General features: G+C 60.2%; 23 protein-coding genes. 4 read left to right on the plus strand and 19 right to left on the minus strand.

Annotated elements, in window-relative coordinates; genetic code table 11:
• Entirely contained in the window at positions 1–993 is a 993-nt protein-coding gene (locus tag ACV1FX_RS10365) for a 3-hydroxybutyryl-CoA dehydrogenase (RefSeq protein WP_473117453.1), read from the plus strand.
• Here ACV1FX_RS10365 and ACV1FX_RS10370 read toward each other — a convergent pair.
• The 6 genes from ACV1FX_RS10370 to ACV1FX_RS10395 form a co-directional block, all read right to left on the minus strand.
• Positions 990–2,036 carry a 2,5-dihydroxypyridine 5,6-dioxygenase NicX family protein gene (locus ACV1FX_RS10370; protein ID WP_473117454.1) on the minus strand — a complete coding sequence of 349 codons (1,047 nt, stop codon included), beginning with the start codon at positions 2,034–2,036 and terminating at the stop codon, positions 990–992. The two genes, ACV1FX_RS10365 and ACV1FX_RS10370, sit on opposite strands and share 4 nt — an antisense overlap.
• 38 nt (positions 2,037–2,074) lie before the next feature.
• Positions 2,075–2,842 (minus strand): ABC transporter permease, encoded by a 768-nt coding sequence (locus ACV1FX_RS10375; RefSeq protein WP_473117455.1) that lies wholly within the window; start codon positions 2,840–2,842, stop codon positions 2,075–2,077.
• Positions 2,839–3,624 (minus strand): ABC transporter permease, encoded by a 786-nt coding sequence (locus tag ACV1FX_RS10380; protein WP_473117456.1) that lies wholly within the window; start codon positions 3,622–3,624, stop codon positions 2,839–2,841. Before ACV1FX_RS10380 ends, ACV1FX_RS10375 begins: the two co-directional genes overlap by 4 nt.
• Complete coding sequence (locus ACV1FX_RS10385; protein WP_473117457.1) at positions 3,621–4,466, minus strand: ABC transporter ATP-binding protein; 846 nt, start codon at positions 4,464–4,466, stop codon at positions 3,621–3,623. Before ACV1FX_RS10385 ends, ACV1FX_RS10380 begins: the two co-directional genes overlap by 4 nt.
• Positions 4,467–4,584: 118 nt before the next feature.
• Complete coding sequence (gene ilvD, locus ACV1FX_RS10390; RefSeq protein ID WP_473117458.1) at positions 4,585–6,279, minus strand: dihydroxy-acid dehydratase; 1,695 nt, start codon at positions 6,277–6,279, stop codon at positions 4,585–4,587.
• 68 nt (positions 6,280–6,347) lie between these two features.
• Complete coding sequence (locus tag ACV1FX_RS10395; RefSeq protein WP_473117459.1) at positions 6,348–7,331, minus strand: ABC transporter substrate-binding protein; 984 nt, start codon at positions 7,329–7,331, stop codon at positions 6,348–6,350.
• A 177-nt stretch (positions 7,332–7,508) separates the two neighbouring features.
• Between ACV1FX_RS10395 and ACV1FX_RS10400 the strand changes: the two genes are divergently transcribed.
• A complete protein-coding gene (locus tag ACV1FX_RS10400; RefSeq protein WP_473117460.1) occupies positions 7,509–8,417 on the plus strand; it encodes an NAD(P)-dependent oxidoreductase in 909 nt (302 codons plus the stop codon).
• A 35-nt stretch (positions 8,418–8,452) separates the two neighbouring features.
• Here the strand turns inward: ACV1FX_RS10400 and ACV1FX_RS10405 are convergent, their stop codons facing one another.
• The 7 genes from ACV1FX_RS10405 to ACV1FX_RS10435 all read right to left on the minus strand — a co-directional run bounded on the left by ACV1FX_RS10405 (position 8,453) and on the right by ACV1FX_RS10435 (position 13,963).
• On the minus strand, positions 8,453–9,016 hold the full coding sequence (locus ACV1FX_RS10405; RefSeq protein ID WP_473117461.1) for a flavin reductase family protein: 564 nt from the start codon (positions 9,014–9,016) through the stop codon (positions 8,453–8,455).
• A gap of 9 nt (positions 9,017–9,025) precedes the next feature.
• Positions 9,026–10,255, minus strand: coding sequence for an acyl-CoA dehydrogenase family protein (locus ACV1FX_RS10410; protein WP_473117462.1), 1,230 nt, complete (start codon positions 10,253–10,255; stop codon positions 9,026–9,028).
• Positions 10,256–10,366: 111 nt separating this feature from the next.
• On the minus strand, positions 10,367–11,629 hold the full coding sequence (locus ACV1FX_RS10415) for a CaiB/BaiF CoA transferase family protein (RefSeq protein WP_473117463.1): 1,263 nt from the start codon (positions 11,627–11,629) through the stop codon (positions 10,367–10,369).
• A 270-nt stretch (positions 11,630–11,899) separates the two neighbouring features.
• Positions 11,900–12,334, minus strand: a complete 435-nt coding sequence (locus ACV1FX_RS10420) for a GNAT family N-acetyltransferase (RefSeq protein WP_473117464.1) — start codon at positions 12,332–12,334, stop codon at positions 11,900–11,902.
• 57 nt (positions 12,335–12,391) lie between these two features.
• On the minus strand, positions 12,392–12,691 hold the full coding sequence (locus ACV1FX_RS10425; RefSeq protein ID WP_473117465.1) for a hypothetical protein: 300 nt from the start codon (positions 12,689–12,691) through the stop codon (positions 12,392–12,394).
• A complete protein-coding gene (locus ACV1FX_RS10430) occupies positions 12,688–13,164 on the minus strand; it encodes a phage terminase large subunit (protein WP_473117466.1) in 477 nt (158 codons plus the stop codon). The genes ACV1FX_RS10425 and ACV1FX_RS10430 overlap by 4 nt, the downstream gene beginning before the upstream one ends.
• Before the next feature lie 19 nt (positions 13,165–13,183).
• Entirely contained in the window at positions 13,184–13,963 is a 780-nt protein-coding gene (locus ACV1FX_RS10435) for a M23 family metallopeptidase (protein WP_473117467.1), read from the minus strand.
• Between the two features lie 208 nt (positions 13,964–14,171).
• Here ACV1FX_RS10435 and ACV1FX_RS10440 point away from each other — a divergent pair, with 208 nt between their 5' ends.
• Complete coding sequence (locus ACV1FX_RS10440) at positions 14,172–15,152, plus strand: hypothetical protein (RefSeq protein WP_473117468.1); 981 nt, start codon at positions 14,172–14,174, stop codon at positions 15,150–15,152.
• Here the strand turns inward: ACV1FX_RS10440 and ACV1FX_RS10445 are convergent.
• The 6 genes from ACV1FX_RS10445 to ACV1FX_RS10470 all read right to left on the minus strand — a co-directional run bounded on the left by ACV1FX_RS10445 (position 15,149) and on the right by ACV1FX_RS10470 (position 21,099).
• Complete coding sequence (locus ACV1FX_RS10445) at positions 15,149–15,496, minus strand: hypothetical protein (RefSeq protein ID WP_473117469.1); 348 nt, start codon at positions 15,494–15,496, stop codon at positions 15,149–15,151. The genes ACV1FX_RS10440 and ACV1FX_RS10445 overlap by 4 nt on opposite strands.
• A gap of 800 nt (positions 15,497–16,296) precedes the next feature.
• The gene (locus ACV1FX_RS10450) at positions 16,297–16,899 is read right to left on the minus strand and encodes an imm11 family protein (RefSeq protein ID WP_473117470.1); all 603 of its coding nucleotides are present in this window, start codon (positions 16,897–16,899) and stop codon (positions 16,297–16,299) included.
• 307 nt (positions 16,900–17,206) lie between these two features.
• Positions 17,207–17,980: a DUF4261 domain-containing protein gene (locus ACV1FX_RS10455; protein ID WP_473117471.1), complete on the minus strand. Its 774-nt coding sequence runs from the start codon at positions 17,978–17,980 to the stop codon at positions 17,207–17,209.
• Positions 17,981–18,135: 155 nt separating this feature from the next.
• The gene (locus ACV1FX_RS10460) at positions 18,136–19,788 is read right to left on the minus strand and encodes a hypothetical protein (RefSeq protein ID WP_473117472.1); all 1,653 of its coding nucleotides are present in this window, start codon (positions 19,786–19,788) and stop codon (positions 18,136–18,138) included.
• Positions 19,789–19,823: 35 nt separating this feature from the next.
• A complete protein-coding gene (locus tag ACV1FX_RS10465; RefSeq protein ID WP_473117473.1) occupies positions 19,824–20,456 on the minus strand; it encodes an imm11 family protein in 633 nt (210 codons plus the stop codon).
• Positions 20,457–20,574: 118 nt separating this feature from the next.
• Positions 20,575–21,099 carry a hypothetical protein gene (locus ACV1FX_RS10470; protein ID WP_473117474.1) on the minus strand — a complete coding sequence of 175 codons (525 nt, stop codon included), beginning with the start codon at positions 21,097–21,099 and terminating at the stop codon, positions 20,575–20,577.
• A 475-nt stretch (positions 21,100–21,574) separates the two neighbouring features.
• Here ACV1FX_RS10470 and ACV1FX_RS10475 point away from each other — a divergent pair, with 475 nt between their 5' ends.
• Complete coding sequence (locus tag ACV1FX_RS10475; RefSeq protein ID WP_473117475.1) at positions 21,575–21,760, plus strand: hypothetical protein; 186 nt, start codon at positions 21,575–21,577, stop codon at positions 21,758–21,760.
• Positions 21,761–21,797 lie beyond the last annotated feature (37 nt).

Consider the following 21,797-nt stretch of genomic DNA (forward strand, 5'->3'; position numbering starts at 1 on the left):
ATGACATCGCGCGCCAACATCGCCTGCCTCGGCGCCGGCCGCATGGGGCGCGGGATTGCTGTTGCCTTCGCCTACGCCGGGCACGCGGTCACCATGATCGACATCAAAGCGCGCTCTGCAGAAGATTTCTCGAGGCTTGAGGCCGATGCGTTGGGCGAGGTCAGAAAAGCATTCGCGAGTCTTGCGCGCCTGGGGCTCCTCAACGATACCCAGGCCGACACTCTGGCCACGCGTGTCTCGGTGGCTCCGGCCAGTCAAAGCGATGCAGCCCTGTCCGACGCTGGCCTGGTCTTCGAAGGCGTCCCCGAAGTCGTCGAGCTCAAGCGCGAGGTGCTCGCGGCGGCCTCAAGGAAGGTTGGGCTCGATACCATCATCGCCTCCACGACATCCACGATCCTCGTTGACGATCTCTCGAGCGCGATCGAACATGCAGATCGCTTCCTCAACGTGCACTGGCTTAATCCGGCCTATCTGATCCCGCTGGTCGAGATCTCACCGGGCGTCGGCACCGATCCGGCCGTTGTCGATCGAGTCAAGGCGCTGCTCGAAGGCATCGGCAAGGTGCCGGTGGTCTGCGCCGCAACACCCGGCTTCATCGTGCCGCGCATCCAGGCGCTCGCCATGAACGAGGCTGCGCGCATGGTCGAGGAAGGCGTTGCCAGCGCCGAGGAGATCGACAAGGCGATCCGCTACGGGTTCGGCTTCCGCTATGCAGTCCTGGGGCTGCTGGAGTTCATCGATTGGGGCGGCGGCGATATTCTCTTCTACGCCAGCCGCTATCTCGAAGGCGCCCTCGGTAGCGACCGCTATCGGGCACCCGAGGTCATTTCCCGCAACATGCAGGAAGGCCGGATCGGACTCCGTACCGGTGCGGGCTTCCTCGACTATTCAGGCCTCGATGTCGACGCCTATCGCGAGACGCGGCTCAAGGCGATGGTCGAACTGCTCCGGCACTTCGGCCTCGCGCGGCCGCCAGTGCTCGACCGCGACTAGCCGAACACGTCCTGCAGCACGCCGTCACGCACGACCGCAACGCCGTCGAGCTCGATCGTCGTTCCCATCATGGGCAGGTCGAAATGCCCCGCCGTGTAACGACCGGCAAATTCGTTCGCACCGGTCGAAAACAGAAAGTTGCCGGAGACGGCGCGCAGTTCGGTACCGTTGGTATCGCGCTGATCGTACATCGACAGCGCCTCGTAGCGGGCACCCGGATTCATGCCGAAGCCCACATGCGATACCGCATAGGCCTCTCGGTCACCCCACGCAGCGAGGTAGGCACGCATCATCGCAGCGTCGGTACCCTCACCCTCGAGTTCGACGACATAGTCGTCTTTCAGCGTCATCCTCACCGGCGATGTCAGGTAACGCTTGAAGGTGAGATTGATGTCACCCGGCGCCATCACAAGAGTCCCGTTGATGGTCCCGCTTTTCGGAAAGCTGACGACGATGCCGCCTGGCCAGTGCGCGAGCGTGCCCGGCTTGTCAGTCCATCCCCAGACCCCGACCGTCGAAGCTCCGACCATGTCGACATCAAGCGCGGTGCCCGCCTTCGAGGTGACGCGCATCCGTTTCGTCCCCCGCAGCATCTTCGCAGCCGCGCGAACCCGTTTTTCAAGCGCGGAATCCGGCACCATGCGCTCGAGCGCTTCAGGGTGCTCATTGGAGATCACCAGAATTCGGGCACCGGCCTTGAGGATTTCCGGCGTCTCGACGGCGTGCATGAGGCCTTCGATGGTGCAATCGACCACGAAGCCAGCCTGCTGGAGCGCGCTGATGACGGGCGCCATCCGCTGAATTGCCTCGCTCGCCCCGGTGGAACGGACGGGCACGATATGGCGGTTTCTCGGAGACGGCATAACGACATGGAACGGTCGCGCGCCCAGGCGCAGCAGAGCGAGCTCCGCCAGATGCACGTTGAGCGCACGCGACTGGGTTTCCGAAAGAATGGCAGCCGTATCGCCGGCCTTGACGGCGCACCGCTCAAAAATCTCGCAGAACGCGTCGATCCATTTCGCCTCGATCCGATCCGCCAGCATGATTCACTCCCCGAATTCTCAGTTCCTGTACGGTCAGATCAGGCTTCTGGAAAACCCCGCAGCAGGTACGACCGTGCGGCTTGCAACAAGGCGTTGAGGATCAATCCCAACAGGGAGATCGTGATCAGCGGCACGAACATGTCAACGGCCTGGAACGTGCGGGCCGCCGTGATGAGCACATGGCCAAGGCCGTCGGTCGACGTGATCATCTCGGCCAGGAACACCACGATGCATGAAATGACAAGCCCGATCCGGCAACCCGTCAGGACCGACGGCATCGCGGCCGGCAGGACGACCTTGAGCATGATCTCCCGCCGTGGTGTGCCGGCCGCCATTGCCGACCAGATCAACTTCTGCTCCACGGTGGAGGCACCGTAATAGGTAGACAGAAGGATCGGGAACAGTGCGTCCGCTGCGACCAGTGCGATCTTTGATTCATGACCGAAGCCGAGCAGGAGCAGCAGCGCCGGATAGAGCGCGACCTTGGGCAGCGGCGCAAGTACCCGTATGATCGGCCGCACGATGGCGTTGATCGCGGGACTCGCGGCCGCCACCATGCCGATGCTGACGCCCAGCGCGACAGCAATCAGGAAACCCGCGAATAGCCGAAACAGGGTCGCGATGATCTCCTGCTGAAAACCGACAGTGGCAAGCTGCTGCAGCAGCCGCGCAAAAACGAATCCCGGTGGAGGCAGCAACGCGACTGGAGCCACTCCAAACGAGACCAGGCCCTGCCACAATGCGATGAGCAAGGCGATCGGCAGAAGCCCGAGGAGGACGTCCATGGAGAGCGCGCGCGACTTCATGAAAAGCTCAGCGGCATATCGAACTGGGGCTCCGACCACCGCACCAGGCGTGCCCGGACCTTCTCGAAGGCAGCATCAAGCCCGATTCCCATGGCACCTACGATAATGATCATCGCGAAGACGGTGTCGTACTGCCCCATGTCGAGCGCATTGAAGAGAATGTTGCCGGCGCCGGACTGGCGCGCAATCATCTCGCTGGTGATCATGGTGATGAGCGCCAGCACAAGTCCTGTACGGCAACCGGTCAGGATTTCCGGCAATGCCGCCGGTAGCACAATGCGGACCAGGCGTTGCATAGACGACAGGCCCATGGCGGCCCCGGACCATAGCATCTTCTCTTCGACCGTCTTGGCGCCTTCAAAGCTGTGATAAATTACCGGCAGACTGACGCCGAGGAAGATGACAAGCGTCTTGGCGACATCGCCGACGCCCAGCCAAAGCATGATGATCGGCATCAACGCTGCCTTTGGCACGGGATAGATCACCATCAGCAGTGGATTGAAGAAAGCCGACACGGCCCGGCTCCGACCCATCAGCAGCCCGAGCGGGATCGAAACGGCGACCGCTGCAGCAAAGCCGATCGCCATGCGACGCAGCGACGCCAGGATATTGATCAAGGCTTCCTTGTCGCCAAGGATAGCGGGAACCGCACGCATGGCCTCTAGCGCGGTCGGAAAGCTGTCGTTCTTCAGAGCAAGCGCTGCAACCTGCCACACCGCGAGCAGCCCGACGCAAGCAAGCAAGGGAGCAACGCTCCGGCCAATGGCCGCAGGCCAAGTCATGCCTTCACACCCGGCTCGTCGCCGTCGTCGAACATGCGTTCGATATCAACGACGTATTTCTGATAGCGCGGGTCGAGCAACAGCTCGGTCCGCCGACGCGGCCGCGGCAAGTCGATGTCGATCACTTCCCGGATACGGCCGGGAGATCGCGACATCATAACCACCTTGTCTGAAAGAAACACCGCTTCATCGACGGAGTGTGTCACGAACAGAACCGTTTTCCGGTCACGTTCCCAGATGTTGAGGAGGTCGTTCTGAAGCCGCGTACGCGTATGAGCATCGAGCGCTCCGAACGGCTCGTCCATCAGCAGGACTTCGGGATGGTAAGCGAGCGTGCGGGCCAGCGCGACGCGCTGCTTCATACCGCCCGACAGCTCCTTTGGAAAGAAATTCTCGTACCCCTTGAGGCCGACCATCTCGATCAGCGCGCGGCTCTGCGCCTCCGCCTCGGTCGCGCGGACGCCTTGCTGACGCGGCCCGTACATCACATTGCCGAGCACGGTCTTCCATGGAAAGAGCGCGAACTCCTGAAACACCGGCCCGCGATCGGGCCCCGGTGCCGTGATCGTCTTGCCCTTAACCTTCGCAGAACCGCTGGTCGGATGGACGAAACCACCGACGATGTACAGAAGTGTCGACTTGCCGCAGCCAGACGGCCCGAGGATGGAGACGAAAGCGCCTTCTTCGATCGTCAGCGAGATATCCGACAGTGCAAGATGATCCTTGCGCGCCGACGTTTGAAAAATCTGCGAAACGCGGTCGATCTCGATCATGGCGGTCGCTAGCTGTCGCGCTGGCACCGGAGTCGCCAGCCCACTCGATCTTGAAGGCAACACCTTCATGCTGTCTCTTGCCTCATGTACGCGCGCCCCCGAATACGAACGACCTGTTCAATCCCCTTGACGATTGGCCCGAACCTAACAAGGAATTTGCCAGACGAATGCCATCCTCACGAACCGCTCACTTGAACCAGGGCCATTCCGCCGGGCCCTCATGAGTGACGGCTCCGCCCGGAGCCTGACCAACCAAGCGGGCATATTTCGCAAGCGCCCCGGCGCGATGGCGCGGTGGCCGAGGCTTCCAGTCACGTCGGCGCGTTGCGAGCTCTGGTTCATCGATCAACAGGTCCATGCGACGTCCGCTAGCGTCAATCCTAATTCTATCGCCGTCGCGTACCAGCGCCAGCGGGCCTCCCACGAAGGCTTCAGGAGATACGTAGCCGATGCACATGCCGCGTGTCGCCCCGGAAAAACGCCCATCGGTGATGAGGGCGACCTTCTCGCCCATACCCTGGCCATAAATCAACGCAGTGACGCCAAGCATCTCGCGCATGCCGGGACCGCCAACCGGTCCCTCATTGCGGATTACGAGGACCTCGCCCGCCTTGTAGCTTCGATTGCGCACGGCTTCGACACAGGCCTCCTCATCCTCGAAAACGCGAGCCGGCCCTTCAAAGGACAGACTCTTCAGTCCCGCGACCTTGATCACCGCTCCATCCGGGCAGAGGCTACCCTTCAACACTGCAACGCCTCCATCGCTCATAATGGGTGCGGTGGCCGGATAAATCACTTCGCCATCCGGCGCGTTGGAGCTGCCATACTCGTCGGCGATCGTTTGACCGGTGATGGTCAGGCAGCTTCCGTCAATGTGCCCAGTCCGGACCAGTTCTCGGATCACGACGGCCGTTCCCCCGATATCATAAACGTCCTTTGCCGTGTACTTGCCGCCGGGACGCAGATTTCCAATCAAGGGGGTACGGGCAAACACTTCACCGACGTCATCGATGGTAAAGGAAATCCCCGCCTCGTTCGCTATCGCCGGCAGATGCAAGGCCGCATTCGTCGAGCCGCCGGTGGCAGCGACAATCGCAGCACCGTTTTCCAGCGCCTTCCGTGTCACGATATCGCGCGGCAGCGGTCCGCCACGCTTGACCATCTCCATGACGAGCCGGCCCGCGCGGCGCGAAACCTGCGCACGCTCCGGATAGACGCCGGGGATCATCGAACAGTTGGGGATGGTGAGACCCATCGCCTCCGAAACCATCGCCATGGTGTTTGCGGTGAATTGTCCGGCGCACGCGCCAATGGTCGGCAGGCAGCTCCGCTCGATTTTTTCGAGCGTAGTGCCATCGATCTCCCCGGTCATAAAGCCGCCGACCGCCTCGTAGGAATCGAGCACGGTCAGCGTTCGTCCCTCCAATCGGCCTGGCAACGCACTGCCGCCGTAGATGAAGATCGACGGCACGTTACAGCGGATCATACCCATCATCACGCCGGGCAGCGTCTTGTCGCAACCTCCGAATCCGATCAATGCATCGTAGGCAAGGCCGTGAACGACGGCCTCGATGGAGTCGGCGATCAGCTCGCGCGAAAACAGGGAAAACTTCATCCCCTCGTGATTCATGCTGATGCCGTCGGACACCGAGATCGTCGTGAACTCGCGCGGGGTCCCGCCGGCTTCCTCGATGCCCGCCTTGGCCGCGTCGACCTGGAAATCGTGCGTCATGTTGCAGGGCGTCTGCTCGCCCTTCATGCTGACGACGCCGATCATCGGCTTGGCCAGCGCCGCATCGTCCAGCCCCATCGCACGCATGAACGCGCGATGCGGCGCGCGATCGAGGCCGTCAGTCGTTACCCGGGAGCGCAGTTTCTTCATGCCTGTATCGTCTACATTCGACCCGATGTTGGGACGCCGCAGATCGTTCCGGATATTCGCCAAGTTGCCTATTGCAACGGCGCAACGATGGTCGGATGCTTGAACTGCGCGACGTCCAGTTTCGGCAGCATTCCGGTCTCGGCGTAGATGTCCAGCATCTTCTGGATCGCCGGGAAGTTCGGAGCGGCCCCTGGATCTCTCCCGAAATCATTGTCCTTCAGCAAGTAGGTGTCGAGGACCGGGATCGGCGCCTTGAGCACCTCCGAGACCACTTTCAGCGTCTCCTCGCGGTTCGCCAGCGCTTTCTTCATGCCCGAGGTGATGTCGCGCACATAGGCTTTCACCAGTTCCGGGTTCTTGTCGACGAAGTCGGCGCGGCAGGCTTCGAGGATGTGCACGATGTTCGGCATGGCCTGCGATAGCGAAAACAGCTTCCTCGTGCCCCCCTTGGCTTCAGCACGCGCGGCAAACGGCTGGTTCATGTTGACGGCGTCGACCCGACCCTGCCGCAAAGCGTCCTCCGAGACCGCAAAGCCGACCTCGACGAGTTTGATGTCCTTTGCAGGATCGACGCCACTCTGCTTGAGCAGCATGTTAAACGGCCCCTGAGTGCCGCCGCCGATCACCGAAATGCCCACCGTCTTACCCTTGAGATCAGCGATCGTCTTGATCGGCGAGTCGTTCATCACCGCCCAATAGACCGAAAAGCCGCCCGGCTTCTCGAACACGTGCTGGGCCACGATGTAGGCCTTGAGGTTACCGCCGACCACGCCATTGGCGAGCGACAAGGGGGCTTGCGTCGCGCAGTCGAGTGCGCCGGCGGCGAGCGCCTGCGTCATGGGCGCCGTGCCCTGGAATTGCGTCCACTCGATGTTATAGGTCTTTCCGATGTCGGGAAATTCCGTCGGTCGCCGCATCATCCAATATTTGGATTCCTCGGCCGGAATGGTCCAGCCGACACGGATTGTCCGTTGCGCCTGCGATGAGCCCGTGCTCGCGGCGATAACAGCCACCGCCCCAAATGCCAGGATCCACTTTGAAACCGTCCGCATCTTGCCCGCTCCGCTGCTTCGGCGCCGTCGGCGCCACCCAACCCGACCAGGAGGCAAATGTTTCATGGTTCAAACACTCAGGCAAGCCATGCACACCGGCGCAACTTCCTCATTGGCTCCCGTGTATACTAGGTCGACATTCAACCAGCATTGCACCCCAGCACAAGGAGGCGACCCATGGCTGAATCCGTCGGCTCGAACCCTCATCCGGCCGAGAAGCTCGGCTATCTCGGCCTCGGATTGATGGGTACCCCCATGGCCCGGCGACTACTCAATGCCGGTTTTGAGGTGGCGATCTGGAACCGCTCAGCCGCGAAGGCGGCCGCCCTCGTCGAAGCCGGCGCAAAACGCGCAGCAAGCCCCCGCGACGTTTTGACCACCGCCAGCATCGTTTTCATGTGCCTGACGGATGCCGCCGCGGTCGAGGATGTGGTCTTCGGCCCCGAAGGACTTTCGGCAGTCCCCGGCGCTGGAAAGCTCGTCGCCGACTTCTCATCCATCCACCCAGATGCCGCGCGCGACATCGCCGCGCGGCTCAAGGAGGCAAATGGTATGGGCTGGATTGACGCGCCGGTCTCTGGAGGCACGAAGGGAGCAGCGGAAGGTACGCTAGCGGTCATGGCGGGCGGAGACGCCGCCGACGTCGAGCGGGTGCGGCCGTACATCCTCGCAATGGCACGAAGGCTCACGCACATGGGCCCGATTGGCGCCGGCCAGACCACCAAGCTCTGCAACCAGGTGATCGTTGGCTGCGCGATGGCCGTCCTTGCCGAAGCAACGCGCCTTGCCGTGAACGCGAAGATCGACGCAGCACGGCTCCCGGAAGCTCTCGCCGGAGGCTTCGCCGATTCCATTCCTCTCCAGCTCTTCGTCCCGCGGATGGTTCAGGGCATTCACTCCCCGCCGCTCGGTCACATTGCAACCATGCTGAAGGATCTCGACACCATCGCCGATGTCGCTCACGCCACCTCAACGCCTGTGCCGATGGCCTCGCTCGCGGGGCAGCTGTTCAGGCTTGCAGGTGCGACCCGCGGAGTGGATGCCGACGCACTGGAGATCTACAAGCTCTCCGCGCCGAAAGGCTGAATTGGCTTCAGCGCAGAGCGCCGAACCGATTGGTCTTACGAGGGCTTCTGACGATCATCCTCCGCCAGAAAACGTCCGTAGCTCCCGCGCGCGAAAAGCAGCGGCTCGTTTCTATTGTAGGAGTACGCCTCGACGGCTCCAAGAAAGATCACGTGGTCGCCACCGTAATATCGATTGACGGAGCGGCACTGAAAATTGGCAACGCTTTCTGCAAGCACCGGCACATTCCCGAGCCCGGGACTCCAGTCAACACCGCCGAATTTGTCATCGGAGGATTTTGCGAACTTGTTCGCAAGCGCCTGCTGCGAGGCGCCGAGCACGTTGACCGCGAAATGGCTGGCATTCTGAAACACGGTCAGGCTCGACGAATAGACCACGAGGCTCCAGAGCACGAGTGGCGGATTGAGCGACACAGAAGCGAACGAATTGCACGTCAAACCGTAGGGCTTGCCGTCCGGACCCGCGGCGGTAATGATGGTCACGCCCGTCGCATAGGTGCCAAGGGCGTTGCGAAAATCGCGAGGATCGATCGGTGAACTGTCGCTCGCCAGCTCGTTGGCTGGGTCTGCGGCCGGCGGCTGCTTGGGCAAATCACTCATCGACCGGCCTCACAGCGTCAGGTTCTCGGACGGCAGGCCGAGCGCTACGCGGCCGTAGTTCGTACCAGCCGCATCGAAATTAAAGGCCAGGTGCGAGTTGATGGCATGAGCATCGCGGAATTGCCGCTGCAGGACGCCGCTCGTGAACAATCCCCGCGCGCCGCTCGCGGCAAACAGCATCGATACAGCTTCGGTACACAAATTGACCGAGAATGCACCGTCGCGCCTGAGCTTGGTCTTGGCTGCCATGCCCGGAACGTGGCTACGCCGCGCATCCTCCATCGCGACTGCACAGGCAGAGCGCATGATCAAGCGCGCGGCGTCGATCTTTGCCGAAGCATCGGCAATCTTGATCTGGGTGCTTTGGAAATCACTCAGCTTGGCGCGGTTGTAGGTCGATATGCGGTGCCGAACGACCTCGACATAGTCATCCAGGCACGCTTGCGCATTTCCGAGCGCGACGCCAGAGAGAACGTATGGAAACAGGGAAAATACCGGAAGCGCATAGAGCGAATTGGGATTGACCGCGCTTCCGGGCGTCGGGCCTCCGGCCAGATTGCCAACGGCGACCGTCATGTAGTCGGGAACAAAGGCATCCCTGACTTCCACGTCGCTCGAACCGGTGCCTCGCAGCCCCGCCGCGTTCCAGGTGTCGAGGATCTTGTAGTCCTTCTTGGGAAGCAGGAAGATACGATATTCGATGCCATCAGCCTCATCATCGGAGTAGACCACGCTGGCGAGCATGTTCCATTCGCAGGACGCCACGCCCGACGAAAAGGGCCAGCTGCCGTGCAGCCGATAGCCGCCGTCGGCTTTCCGGGCACGACCGGCGGGGAAAATGAACGACGAGGCGATCAGGGCATTGGCATCGTGGCCCCAGACCAAAGTCTGGGCCTTCTCTTCGAACATGCCGAGCATCCAATGGTGGCTCGCCAGATTGGCAAAATTCCAGGCCACTGAAGCGTCTGCTTGTCCCAGCAGGTCTGCACAATCGATCAGCGCAACGTAGTCGAGCTCCGATCCGCCAAAGCGCTTGGGCTGAAGAATCCTGAACAGGCCGGCGACATGGAGGTCCTGCTCGGTTTCGGGGGGAAGGCGCCGAAGCTCCTCCGTCCGCGCTGCGCGCTGGCGCAATTGAGGAACTAGCGCCCTGGCGCGCGCGACCATCGCGGCATAGGCACGCTCGCCGGTCTCAGCCTCCGGCTGGGCGGCATCTGAGATGGGATTGCCGGCCACCATTCGTATCCTTCGTTTCGCAACTGTTATGCGGCCGGAAGCCCACCAAATCAAGACGATGCAACGTCAATAGCCGGATTCGGCCTTATAGCCGGATTCGGCCTTATAGCCGGATTAACCCGATCGTCGGCCGGCTCCGAAAGCGCCATTCTCCGCGAGTTCGGCGAGCCGTCGCTCGTCATAACCGAGCGTCTCGCGCAAGACGTCCCCGGTGTGCTCGCCCAACAGCGGCGCCGCGACGGGCTCAGCGGCGGGCGTGAGATTCATGGACACCGGAGATTCGATATTGGGTACCCAGCCCGCTGTTGGGTGCGGGATCCGGTTCAGCCGTTGCCGCTCGCGCGCCTCGGGTGCATTGAAGCCTTCCTCGACGGTACGAAGATAGCCAACCGGGATATTGGCCTGCTTCATCTTCATCATCCAGTTCTCGAGGCGATCGCCTGCAAACACCTCGGCAATGGCGGCGCGCAGCCTCTCCTTGTTCTCGGACCGCGTCTTCCGCGTCGCGAAGCGAGGATCGATGATGAGGTCAGGCCGATCAAGCACCTCGACGACGAGACGTCGGTAGAGCCTGTCATTCGCGCAGGCCATATACAAAGGTCCGTCAGACGCCTCGTAGATTCCGACGGTGGGAGAACCGCTCGGCGAGTTACCGAATCGTCCGGGATTCTGGCCGTTGATCAGATAGGCCATGCCAAAGAAACCGGTCATGGCCATTGCAATATCAAACAATGCGACTTCGACATGCTGCCCGCGACCGAGTTTCTCGCGAGCCAGCAGCGCGAGGAGGATGGCGTTGCCGGCGGCCATCCCCGTCGCCATGTCGACGATCGGCGGACCGGTGCGGACCGGAGGTCCATCAGGAAAGCCGTTCAGCGACATGAAGCCGCTCTCGGCCTGGGTGATGGGATCAAAACCGGGCCGCGAGGCGAACGGCCCGGTCCGGCCATAGGCCGAGATCGAACAGTAAATCAGCCGCGGGTTGGTCGGCGCGACGGACTCATAATCGAGGCCGAACTTCTTCATAACGCCGCTCGAGAAATTCTCGACGACCACGTCCGCCTTGCGGATCAGCTCGCGTGCCACCTCGCGCGCGGCCGGCACTGCGAGGTCCAGCGCCACTCCGCGCTTGTTGCGATTGAGGCTGAGGAAGGCGGCGCTCTCGCCTCCGATCTCGGCGTGCTCATAGGCCCGCGTATCGTCGCCACCCTCGGGATTCTCGATCTTGATGATGTCTGCACCGAAATCGCCGAGCATTTGCGTGCACGCAGGTCCTGCGACCACGCGCGTGAAATCGACGACCAGCAGTCCGTCAAGTGCCGTGGGTCTGTTTCCAGGACGTGGTGGACGCTCCGGCAGTTGCGGCGGGTCGGACATGCGCGCTTTCTCCTACATCGGCTTGTGGCCGCCGAATACCGACTTTAAAGCCCGCGGTGCGGCACAGCGCAAGCCCCTGCCCGCTTCCGATCACAAGGCAGAGGTGTCTCAGATCGCCGGCGCAGCGGGTCGATCGAAACGGAAAAACGGCCCGGCAGCATCAAGCTGCCGGGCCGTTTCCGCGCAACGGAGGTAATTTGTCGCCATCCAAGACGAGACCTTGCTTTGCTGCTGCGTTGCATTCCGTTTCGCGGAAGCATGATCGCCTTCCTAAACCCGGTTCAGCCATTTTCGCCAATAGAGCGTGTTCCTCCATCCCCACGGCACCTCCGGCTCATAGAGCCGGAAGCCCATCCTGATGAAGTTGTTCGCCGAGATCCTGTTGTCGGTCGTGTCCGAAACGATACTCTCCCAGCCGATCCGCCGTGCCTGCACCTCGACCGCCCGCATTAGTCTGCGTTGCAGCCCTCGCCCTTGGTGCTTTTGCAAGACTCCAACACGACAAAGATACCCGCTGTTGCGCGCATGCGTAGAGGGCACGACTCCCGCAAATGCGACGGCCCTGGCTCCGGCATAGGCGAGCCACCAGGATCCCGCTGCGAACTGCGGAACGGCTGCGGTGCCCAGGAACGTCCATTGATGAAGGTCGCGGAGGATCTCGGCGATTTCGTCGTCATCGCCGTCGACAGCTCGAATACAGTACACGAGCGCAGTTCCTGAAGAAGCAAGAGAGATCTTCGGCCGCGAAGACGCGGCCCTTGTTCATTTGCCCAGCACGACCTTGACGCCCATCCAGAGCGCGCCGATCAGGCCGGTCGCGATCACGGTGATGACCGCCTTGAAGGTGTAGCTCTGAGCCTGTTCCACGCTCTTTCGCCAACGACGAAGGTGCTGGAGGTCCGCCCTCAACTCCTTCCGATCATCATCCTCGATCCCGATCGATGTCAGGATCGAGGCGACAGCTTTCGAAACGATCGCGTCGATACTTTCATGCTGAAGCCTCTGCTGCTCGGCCAGCGTTTCCACAACGACGGCCCTGATCTCGTCATCCCGGATGCTCACCGCTTGATGATCCTTGCGACGTTCTCGAATCCACGCTTGGCAAAGTAGAATGAGACCACGAGATTCGATGTGACCGAGGCAAAGCCTCCCAGCGCATCGGTCTCCCCAAGGCCCAGGACTTTGTCCCAGACCAACAGCTTGATCGAGTCGGCCGTGTGATCCTGAAGCCCGCGGAAGATGATCAGCCCGTCGCCGGGCGTTTCGATCTTGTCGCTATAGAGCTTGAAGCCGTGACCGAGCCCGAGGCTCGCGATCTTGCCCTCGATCAGCCGCTTGGAGGATTGCGCCAGCGTCCGCTGCGCCTCGCGAATGCAGACCGCGAGCGTGCCGCGCTCGGCCTGACAGGTCTCGACCAGCAGCTCGCCGAAGAAGTGGGATTTTCCGGAGCCACGCCCACCGTAGACACCCTTGTAGCGCGCGGGCTTCAGCAGCGGCTCGAAGATCTTGGCCGTCGGAATTTTCAGGATGGACAATGAACGCGCTCACTTCGCCTCACGGCAGGCCGATACGCCTGCGCCACATCGCGGACCAGTCTTCGTTGTTCGGAGGATCGGATGGTCCTTGCGGAGTTGGATTGAGACCGGCAAGGACGCCCCCGGAAGACGCAGGCCACGATCCAAATCGCCTCTCGAAGTCGCTTTGCGGCGAAGTCGGAAATGCAGCGTCGGGAGGAATAAAAGGCACCGGTACAGGATTGTTCGAATTGAAAGCGGATTGATTCGATTTTCCGGCAGGCATCCTGCTCAGTATCCGCACATCTTCGGGGCGGGTTGCAGGCACGCGATCTGCCGGTACGGGATTCGGATCGAACGGTCCTTGCGCATCGGCAAACGCACCGGGGTCAAGAACATTACCTGATGGATCCTTGATTTGATAATGGACGTGCTGCTGTCCTGGATTGCCATCTTTATCAAAAAGACCGGTATTCCCCATCGTGCCAATCACTTGACCCGCCGCAACCACATCGCCAACCTTAACGTGCCGAGAATTGGTATGTAGGATCTGGTGCCGCAATCCATTGTCGTCTCTGATCGAGATTGTCCCCCACTTGTCCTCACCAGCGTGCTCGACGACGCCATTCACCGGAGACCGCACTTCCGGATGGTTCTTGTTCAAGCGAGCTTCTTGTCCACCAACATAGTTGAAGTCGATACCCCGATGTGGGTTACTTGATCCAGGCGGCCTCTTTGTTATCGCTCCGTACGGACTCGTAACGTGAGGCGATATCCCCTCGATGGGCCGAAGTATACGTCGCATCATGTCGTCCCACATCCTGAAAAATCCCTTTGGAGAGAGAGAGAGAGAGAGAGAGAGAGAGAGAGAGAGGGGCGCGCTCTCACGCGAATTGGCAAACAGCGGTCCTCGCCGCTTCGCCGGCGGGCGACAGCTTGCTCAACTCACGCTGATCCATTAACTAGTTCGCGCGCGGTAGTTTCGTCCAAGCCACATGCCGCATTCGTCGAGGAATGAGGGGACTGAGGTGAACAGAGATCTTCGTCGCGGAATTCTCGGTCACGCTGTCTCTGCGGTTGCACTGGTCGCTCTCGCGCTTCCTGCTTTCGCACAGGAGCCGCTCGCTCCGACATTCGACAAATGGCGCCCCAAAGCTGGCGTCTACGCCGCGCCCGGCAAGGACTTCCAGTCGTCCTGCGACGAACGCAACGACATGACGATCGATCTCAGCGGCAAATCGGTCAGCGGCTTCGAGTGGGTCTGCGAGGTCAAGCAACTCCTAGATCTCGCGCCAGGGTCGCTGAAGGTCGAACTGACTTGCAGCGATTATAATCTGGCGCAAAACCTCGACTCTCGCGACGGCAAATGGGAAAATAGACTGTTCAAAGAGATCATGTTCATCAAGCGGCTGAATGAAACGACGATCTCGGTTCAGAAGAGCTTGAATGGGAAGCTCAAGGATCCTCCTTGGCGTGAGGCCTATTGCCCTCTGGGGACGCAGCGTGCCCTTGCCGAAGCCAAGCTCCTGGCGAAAGAAGAAGCCAAGCAGAAGGCCGAGGAAGCCAAGCGGAAGGCTGACGAGGAACGCGCTCTCAAGAGCGCTCATCCGCGAGATGGCGTCTACGCTGCGGCAGGCGCCGATTTCGAGGAGCGCTGCACAAAGTTCAACGACACCATCGTTACGTTCACCGGAAAATCGATCTCAACGGCCTCGAACATTTGCAAGATCAACAGGACGCGGGTTCAGCTTCCCGACACCGTCAGGATCGGTGCCGATTGCACATTGCAGCCGGCCTCAAGGCCTGACGCCGTCAGCGTACAGAATGTGGACACCACTCCGGATCGTGAGAACCTGATGTTCAAGAAGATCGACGACAAGACCGTCGTCCTCTGGATCATCAACAACGGACATTTCACCGGCGACGGCCGGACGCTGTCCTATTGCAGCGATCAGGTGCAGCGCGCCTATGCCGGGCAACACCGGACCGGCAAGTCGGTCAAGAACTAGCCGGACGCGGCGCGATCGCCGGGATCGCCGTTACCCGGGATCGCCGGATGCACGATGATGCGCTCAATGCGTTGGATCCGTTGCAACACCTCGTCTTCGACGTTCTCGCCTCCTAGCGCGACCTTGCCCCAGCCGCGATCGAGGATCGCGTTTGCGGCGGAGACGCGCGCGGCCGGTGTCGCATCATCGCTGCGCATGATGCCGACGAGGACGTTGATGGCGGTTCGCATATGGCTGCGCGCCAGGGACCGAACTTCGGTGAGAGTTCTCGATCTGGAAGTTTTCTTCGCGACGGGCGGGCGGACTGCGTCGCTCCCCTGATCGCACTCCGGATCCTCGCTCATGAAAATGCCTCCCACAGTACGATCGCGGGCAGGCCGACAAGCGCGAGCGAGATCACATAGGCTGTCATTGGCTGCTCCCGCAAAAGCAAAAGCGCGGCAGATCGCGAGACGAAGCGCGATTCATTTCGGGCGCGAACCCTATCCCCTTCCCGGGGGCCGCGGCGGCGCAAGCAATGGGCTCGCGCCGCGGGCCGGCACGTTCGCGCGTGCACGGCCAATCATGGTTCGGACGACGGCGCGCTGATCGGCGCTCAGTAAACGCGTATCAACGAGGGCGAGGCCGCGAAGCGCCGCCGCCGTCCGATCTCGGTATGGGAATGAAAAAACCCGCGGCGGATGTCTCCGCGCGGGTTGATGCGAACTCTTTCGATGATGCCACTTTAGAGGTGATTTGCCCGACGCGTCAAGCGAAAATACGTATAATCCGAAACAGATCGGATGTCGACGCGTTTGTTCATGTGCGCGGGGCGATCTGCGTCAATCCATTCGGTCCTGCCGCATAAGCGGCCGTATCCAGCGAGAGAACCATTCTTCGGCATCATTCTGCAGGCGGACCTCATTCGACGAACGAACAATACCAAGACCACAAGGCCGACATCGCGGCCGTCGCAAAGCGACACGCAGTTGCTCGCACTATGTGAGGGATGGGACAGCGAAGAAAATCTGTCGCATGGTTAGGAGATATGCTGCAGACCGGCTTTAGCTCATATCTTGCAAAGATATATATCCGGCCTAGGAATATTGTCGAAGCCGATAGTAATCGGCGGCAACAATCTGCCACCAACGATCCTTTGTAAGCGCTACGGTAGATTCGAAGCGTCCTTGAACAATATCCCCTTAAGACCGGCTTGCTTGCAAGCATCCTTCATTTCCTGATCACATATGACGCAACTCTCGTAGTACGCCATACGGAACGCGTGCGCGTCGTCGACCAGTTCTTCCTTAAAGATGAGCTTAGCCCCCCCGAAGAACTCGTAGAACTTTCTGCCGAAGTCTAGATAGCGGGGATCGTCGCGGATGCCGATCTTCAAACGCGATCGTGTTTCGTCCAATGCGTCGAGAACACGGAGAACTTCGCAGAGCCAATAGCCCGGTCCGTCCCAAACGCCCCTTGGCACTCGCACAGGGCAACGAACAAAGGAAAACCCCCTTGGATCGATGGACTCGAACACGGTTTTTATTCGATCGGAAATCAGCCAAAACGCATAGAGCTGCTCCAGATCTCCAGGCCGGCTCCCTACCGACTTGTCGAACACAAAACACGGCGGCTCGACAAGATCAGCCAGACGCTCCAGCCCTACTGGCAGGACGCTCCCCTCATCCAGGTAAAAGCCGGGCGCTCCAGGTCTACGGTAGTTGTATCCCATTTCGTAAAACTTGCGCTTGCGCGCTTTGGTGTGCATCGTACCCCCTTCGACGTCTTGTTGGTCATTGTGTCGAACCTTTAGAGTTTCGAAGCATCTCAAAATCTGACTTCAGGTAAAATCGATTGCTTTGCAGTCATCCTCAAGATGCCGGTCGTGTGACCGACACATAACCTTTGACGCACGTTCCTGCGACCTCGAAGCTTCATCCCGAGTCACTACCGCACGGACAACCTCTTGAGGCTCCACATCTAGGTCGCTTCGCAATCGATTTTGACCGTTCGCCACTCATTCTGAGTCCGTTCTCTTGGCGTGATGCCTTGCCAGCGTGGTCGCTACCAGCGCCTCAATCCGCTACGCAGAAAAAGACCGGCATCCCACCAAACCGGTCGGAGTTCTTGTATCGGACCGCGAAGCGCTCGCGCTCGTCTCCTCCAAAGGTATCGCCATCCTTGACCACGTTTCCGTGCTCGACGAGATAGGCGGCAAGACCGGCCACCTTGTCGATCATCGTCGGAAACGGGAGCTTAGCGGTTTCGAATTCGATCTCGCGTTCAGCGAATGCCGCGAGCCCCATCGTGACGGCGCCGATGCCCGCATGGGAACGAAACGGAAGGACGTCGAGCCAAAGCGTGAAGGGATAGTCGGGAAACGGCGCAAAGGACCGGCTAGACATTTCGAGCCAGAGCTTGGCAGGCCGTGCGACTTTGCCGCCCCACACCACGCCGCAGCATTCCGGTATCACGGCGATCAGCGCGCCGATAACCGCGGTGCTGAGGCGAGCGGCAAGCAGTGGCTGCTGGCCTTTCCCAAGCACAGAAACGATCAGATGACCTCGATGCCGTGCCGCAATCGTCTTGCCCTCCGGCCAGGTCGTGGCAGTACGCGACCAGAGGCCTGGATCATTCGGAATTGGCGCCGGCATCGACATCACAGCGACAAGTTCGTTACCACAGCGAATGAGCGGCGAACTCGCTGAATTTTGCTGAGCTCCTGCCCCGCTGTTGTCCGTCACCATCTCCACCGGCAATTCGGGATACCGCGTGCGAAGAGCTTTGGCGACGGCCGACATGTCCGGCGTTGTCGGATTGTCCAGCAATACAAAAGCGAGTGCACTCATCGGCCATCACATCTTTCGCTCAGAGGTAGAATTAAGGCCCACATTAGAACAAATAGAGAACGCAAAGTCAATGCCCCCTGAATTTGTTCGCAAGACGGCGCGCTGATCGGCGCTCACGCTGCATGCGGTCATGTGCGCGCGATATCGTTTTCATATCATTCCACTCGGTCCTGCCGCATGAGCGGCTGTATCCAGCGGGAGAACCATTCTTCGGCATCGTTTTGCGCGCGGCGGGCATCCTCAAATCCCCAGATCGGCGGCGGGATGGAATAGCTCGGCTCGTCAGCGACGGTGCCGGGCGGCCCACCTGCTTGCGAAGTCTGTCGATCGCCAGGCGACATGCTCCAGTTGCCAAAGCGGTCGTTGAATTGCGAAGGCAGGTAAGGGACTGGTGACGTCCCCGATGTGAATGCGTTCGCTGAGTTCGAGGCGTTCACGCGTGTGAGGCGCCGAACGTCTTCGGGAGAGACAGTTCGCGCCGCACCGTCGGCGGGAGCCCCAAGCGCGCCAGACGCCGGAGCCGGCATCGTGCCCACCGACGTCTCGGTCCAATCTCCGAAGCGATCGGTAAAGGTGTTGGCGCGCCCCGGCCCTTGTTCAAGCGATTTGCTCTCGACCAGCGGCGACCCAGACGAAGGTCCGCGCGGGTAGCCGTCGCTGGTGTTCGCGTTGGCAGAGGAAGCGACGTTGAATGCGTCGTACGGAGCCGTGCCCGTGGAGAACACGCCTCCACTAGTGGACCCGGCGCTACTTGCATTGCTGGCTCCAAACGCTGGAACAGCGGCAGCACCCACAACACCGGGAATAGCCCACCTTCCCAACACCAACGCGAGCTCCGGAGCTACTGCCGCGAGAGCCGCGAACCCGGCTGCGGTATAGAAACCGGCCGGCGGCGCCCCATCTACCGGAGCGCCCGGTTCGAGTATCGGCGAACGTTCGGAGAAAGGAAGAGGTGCCCCGGTCGCCGGATCGAATTTGAGGACCAGCGGATCCTGCGGAGCGGCCGCGCTCGGCGGCAATTGCCCGAACCCTCTCAAGGTTGAATCTGGCACTGGATATCCGGGCAATCCGTAGGTCAGAAGTGGATTAACCGGCGTAAACCCTTCCGGCTGAGTTAGACCATCAACGGTGGGGGGTATGAAGCCCGGCAGCCGGGTGTCCACAACAGGCGGGACGAAGCCCGGAAGATCGGGAAGAGGCCCAACGACGGTGAATTGTTGCGAGATAGGAGAGGAGTCCTTGTTGTATCGCCTTATGAGGTCGATCCTGTCTGCAAGGCTGAGATCGTTGGTTGGCGCGTGAATCGGCCACCACACGGCCGCGTCCCGCCGACCAGAATTGTATAGCTGATCGACGGTGTCCCGCATCTGCTGGATTTGCTCCCGATTATCCTCGGCATACTTCCTCCAGTTCGCGAACCATTCTTGATTTTTCACATTCGCGTCTTCTGGCGTCATTCCCCCTGGCGTGTTGGTCAGCAGGTGCTTATTCGCGAGCGCGTATTTCGCGGTAGCGACAAATCCGTTCAAATCTGAGGACAGCCGAGCAATAGCGGCTGGGTCACCAGTCTCAGCGCGTCCGAAATCCGGATCGGCTTGAAGAGAAAGTAGAAATTCACAAAAGCCCCTGTTGTAGGTACGGAGATGGCCTCCAGTATGTGGGCTGGCGTTGAGCGCGTCAGCAAGCCCCTCGTCCGAGGGTAGCGCCATGAGATTTGCGGGCGAGTGAATATCGAATCGAAGAACTTTTACCGCAAGGTCCGTCAGAAATCGTTCGGCTTGCGGAAGAACGTGATGAACGTGAAACATCCGGCACTTCCGTTAGGGCCCCTTGGGCCTAGCAATCAATAATTGGCGGCGTCGTGAAACCCGATGCCTTTCAGGCCGGCTTCCTTACAAGCGTCCTTCATAGACTGACTGCAGACAATTCTGGGCACTAAGAACTTGAGTCTGAAAATATGAGCTGACCCCACGATCTCCTCTCTGAAAACGAGATTGGTTGCGCCCATCAGGTTATACCGCTTGCGATGATCCGGCGGATCATACTCAATCCTGACGCGCGACTTCTCCTCATCGACCGCGTCCAGAATCCGAACGACGTCGCAAAGCCAGTAGACGGGGGCCACGCTCTCCGACTTGCTGCGGGACACGCATTTCGCGAACGCGACGCCTTCAGGATCCAATTGCTCCAGTACTGCCTTCATCCTGTCCGACACAAGCCAATAGCCGTGAAACTGTTCTATATCTCGAGGAGTTCTTCCAACGGATTTATCGAACACAAGACTCGGCAGTTCGGGAAAGTCTGCAAACCCCCGCTGTCCGGGAGGTGGAGCGAGCCCACGTCGCCCCATCAACAGCACCGGAAGATTTTCCATTTCCCATCCACCCTTGCCGCCGATTCGAGCGTCTGGGCCGACCATGAAGAATTTCCGAGCCTTTACTTTTCGCTGGCTCTTATTGGTTGAGGTATTGATCATGCTTTCCTTCGACAGATACACCGTTTCCAAACTACGTCTCGCCGAGAACTCAAGCTTCGAGACGTCTCTAAACCATAACCTCGTGAGACCCGCGCGGACTTGCCATATCGGCCCCAAATCATTGTGTCTTGAAAACCGTTGTCGAAAAGAAGTGCGTTGGGGTTATCTTCACGTGCCGCAATGTATCCTGGCAATCAAATTCAAAACCCCAGAAGTTCGAACCGTCAGGATTGAAGAAATGGGTGGTTTGTCCCCGCCTGAATTGACATTCGGCAACGAGAGGTGCGCTTGGCATCTCGGATGAAACCAGCACAAAAAGGCAGTCATTTTTGTCGCATTCTGCCCCTTTTGATATCCGGAAGAGATCGACGTCTCCTACAGGAAGGTCATTCGCGTCAAAATGGAGATGGGCGATTCTCCCGCCGGAAAATCTGTAAACGCTCATGATCTCTTGGAGTTGATCGAAGTAGCGACCGCCTTCATAGGGTGCCCATTGGTCCGGCCGCAGGCCGTAGCCTGGGGTCTGGGCGCCTCCAACAGCGCAAAGCCCAATTGCGAACAATGCTGCGCACAGTGCCGTCGCGAGGCACTTCTTCAGCCGGCTAAGAGCAGACCCTACGTTCACCATCTCGGCGCCCGACATCTTTTACCTCCGATTGACTGAGACGTAGCGCGCCGCAGGCAAAGATTAGGGCACGCACGTCGTACGTCTGTTGTTGCATGTTGTCTCGCATTGGCGATCGCCCACGTCGCCGCCGAGTAGAACAAAAAGAGAACAACGTCAATAAGCTCTGAACCTGCGGGGCTCGCCAGGATCGAGCGGGACGGTCATCCCAATGGAGCAAGTAAGTGTGCGCAGCCAACGCTGGATCGACGATGGCGCACGGCACCGCGATCTGATCTTCGGCCGGTGATTTGCCCGGCGATTCAAATTTTCCGAAAATTCTGCTGCCTGGATTCGGCAGAATGAAACTCGCTTGTGATCAACTTCGATTTTACCGATATGTTCCTGCCGACGCGTCAAGCGAGATTCTGAAAACCAGACATCTGTCGGAGGAATTTGAGGATCAAGCGTTGAGCGGCGGCCTGACGTTTGAAATCCATCGAGGAGGAGATCGATGTACTACGTCGCCGCTGCACTGCTCGGCCTGTCCGGCCTGTTCTATTCCGCGAGCCATCACGAGATCGGCTCGTTCGGCGCCACCATGTGCACCTATGGAAGCGCGTTCTGCGACAACCCCATTTATGTTCTTGCAGGAGCCGGTCTCGCTACTGCCTGGGGCATGTTCGTCAGCGTTCGATAGTCCGCAATCTCCGCCCCGCCTCAACAACAATGCCCGC

The organism is Bradyrhizobium ingae, from assembly GCF_055791185.1.

Coding starts and splice junctions, on each gene's coding strand:
- ACV1FX_RS10365 (WP_473117453.1), top strand. CDS start 1: ATGACATCGCGCGCCAACATCGCCTGCCTCGGCGCCGGCCGCATGGGG.
- ACV1FX_RS10370 (WP_473117454.1), bottom strand. CDS start 2,036: ATGCTGGCGGATCGGATCGAGGCGAAATGGATCGACGCGTTCTGCGAG.
- ACV1FX_RS10375 (WP_473117455.1), bottom strand. CDS start 2,842: ATGAAGTCGCGCGCGCTCTCCATGGACGTCCTCCTCGGGCTTCTGCCG.
- ACV1FX_RS10380 (WP_473117456.1), bottom strand. CDS start 3,624: ATGACTTGGCCTGCGGCCATTGGCCGGAGCGTTGCTCCCTTGCTTGCT.
- ACV1FX_RS10385 (WP_473117457.1), bottom strand. CDS start 4,466: ATGAAGGTGTTGCCTTCAAGATCGAGTGGGCTGGCGACTCCGGTGCCA.
- ilvD (WP_473117458.1), bottom strand. CDS start 6,279: ATGAAGAAACTGCGCTCCCGGGTAACGACTGACGGCCTCGATCGCGCG.
- ACV1FX_RS10395 (WP_473117459.1), bottom strand. CDS start 7,331: ATGCGGACGGTTTCAAAGTGGATCCTGGCATTTGGGGCGGTGGCTGTT.
- ACV1FX_RS10400 (WP_473117460.1), top strand. CDS start 7,509: ATGGCTGAATCCGTCGGCTCGAACCCTCATCCGGCCGAGAAGCTCGGC.
- ACV1FX_RS10405 (WP_473117461.1), bottom strand. CDS start 9,016: ATGAGTGATTTGCCCAAGCAGCCGCCGGCCGCAGACCCAGCCAACGAG.
- ACV1FX_RS10410 (WP_473117462.1), bottom strand. CDS start 10,255: ATGGTGGCCGGCAATCCCATCTCAGATGCCGCCCAGCCGGAGGCTGAG.
- ACV1FX_RS10415 (WP_473117463.1), bottom strand. CDS start 11,629: ATGTCCGACCCGCCGCAACTGCCGGAGCGTCCACCACGTCCTGGAAAC.
- ACV1FX_RS10435 (WP_473117467.1), bottom strand. CDS start 13,963: ATGTGGGACGACATGATGCGACGTATACTTCGGCCCATCGAGGGGATA.
- ACV1FX_RS10445 (WP_473117469.1), bottom strand. CDS start 15,496: ATGAGCGAGGATCCGGAGTGCGATCAGGGGAGCGACGCAGTCCGCCCG.
- ACV1FX_RS10450 (WP_473117470.1), bottom strand. CDS start 16,899: ATGCACACCAAAGCGCGCAAGCGCAAGTTTTACGAAATGGGATACAAC.
- ACV1FX_RS10455 (WP_473117471.1), bottom strand. CDS start 17,980: ATGAGTGCACTCGCTTTTGTATTGCTGGACAATCCGACAACGCCGGAC.
- ACV1FX_RS10460 (WP_473117472.1), bottom strand. CDS start 19,788: ATGTTTCACGTTCATCACGTTCTTCCGCAAGCCGAACGATTTCTGACG.
- ACV1FX_RS10465 (WP_473117473.1), bottom strand. CDS start 20,456: ATGATCAATACCTCAACCAATAAGAGCCAGCGAAAAGTAAAGGCTCGG.
- ACV1FX_RS10470 (WP_473117474.1), bottom strand. CDS start 21,099: ATGTCGGGCGCCGAGATGGTGAACGTAGGGTCTGCTCTTAGCCGGCTG.
- ACV1FX_RS10475 (WP_473117475.1), top strand. CDS start 21,575: ATGTACTACGTCGCCGCTGCACTGCTCGGCCTGTCCGGCCTGTTCTAT.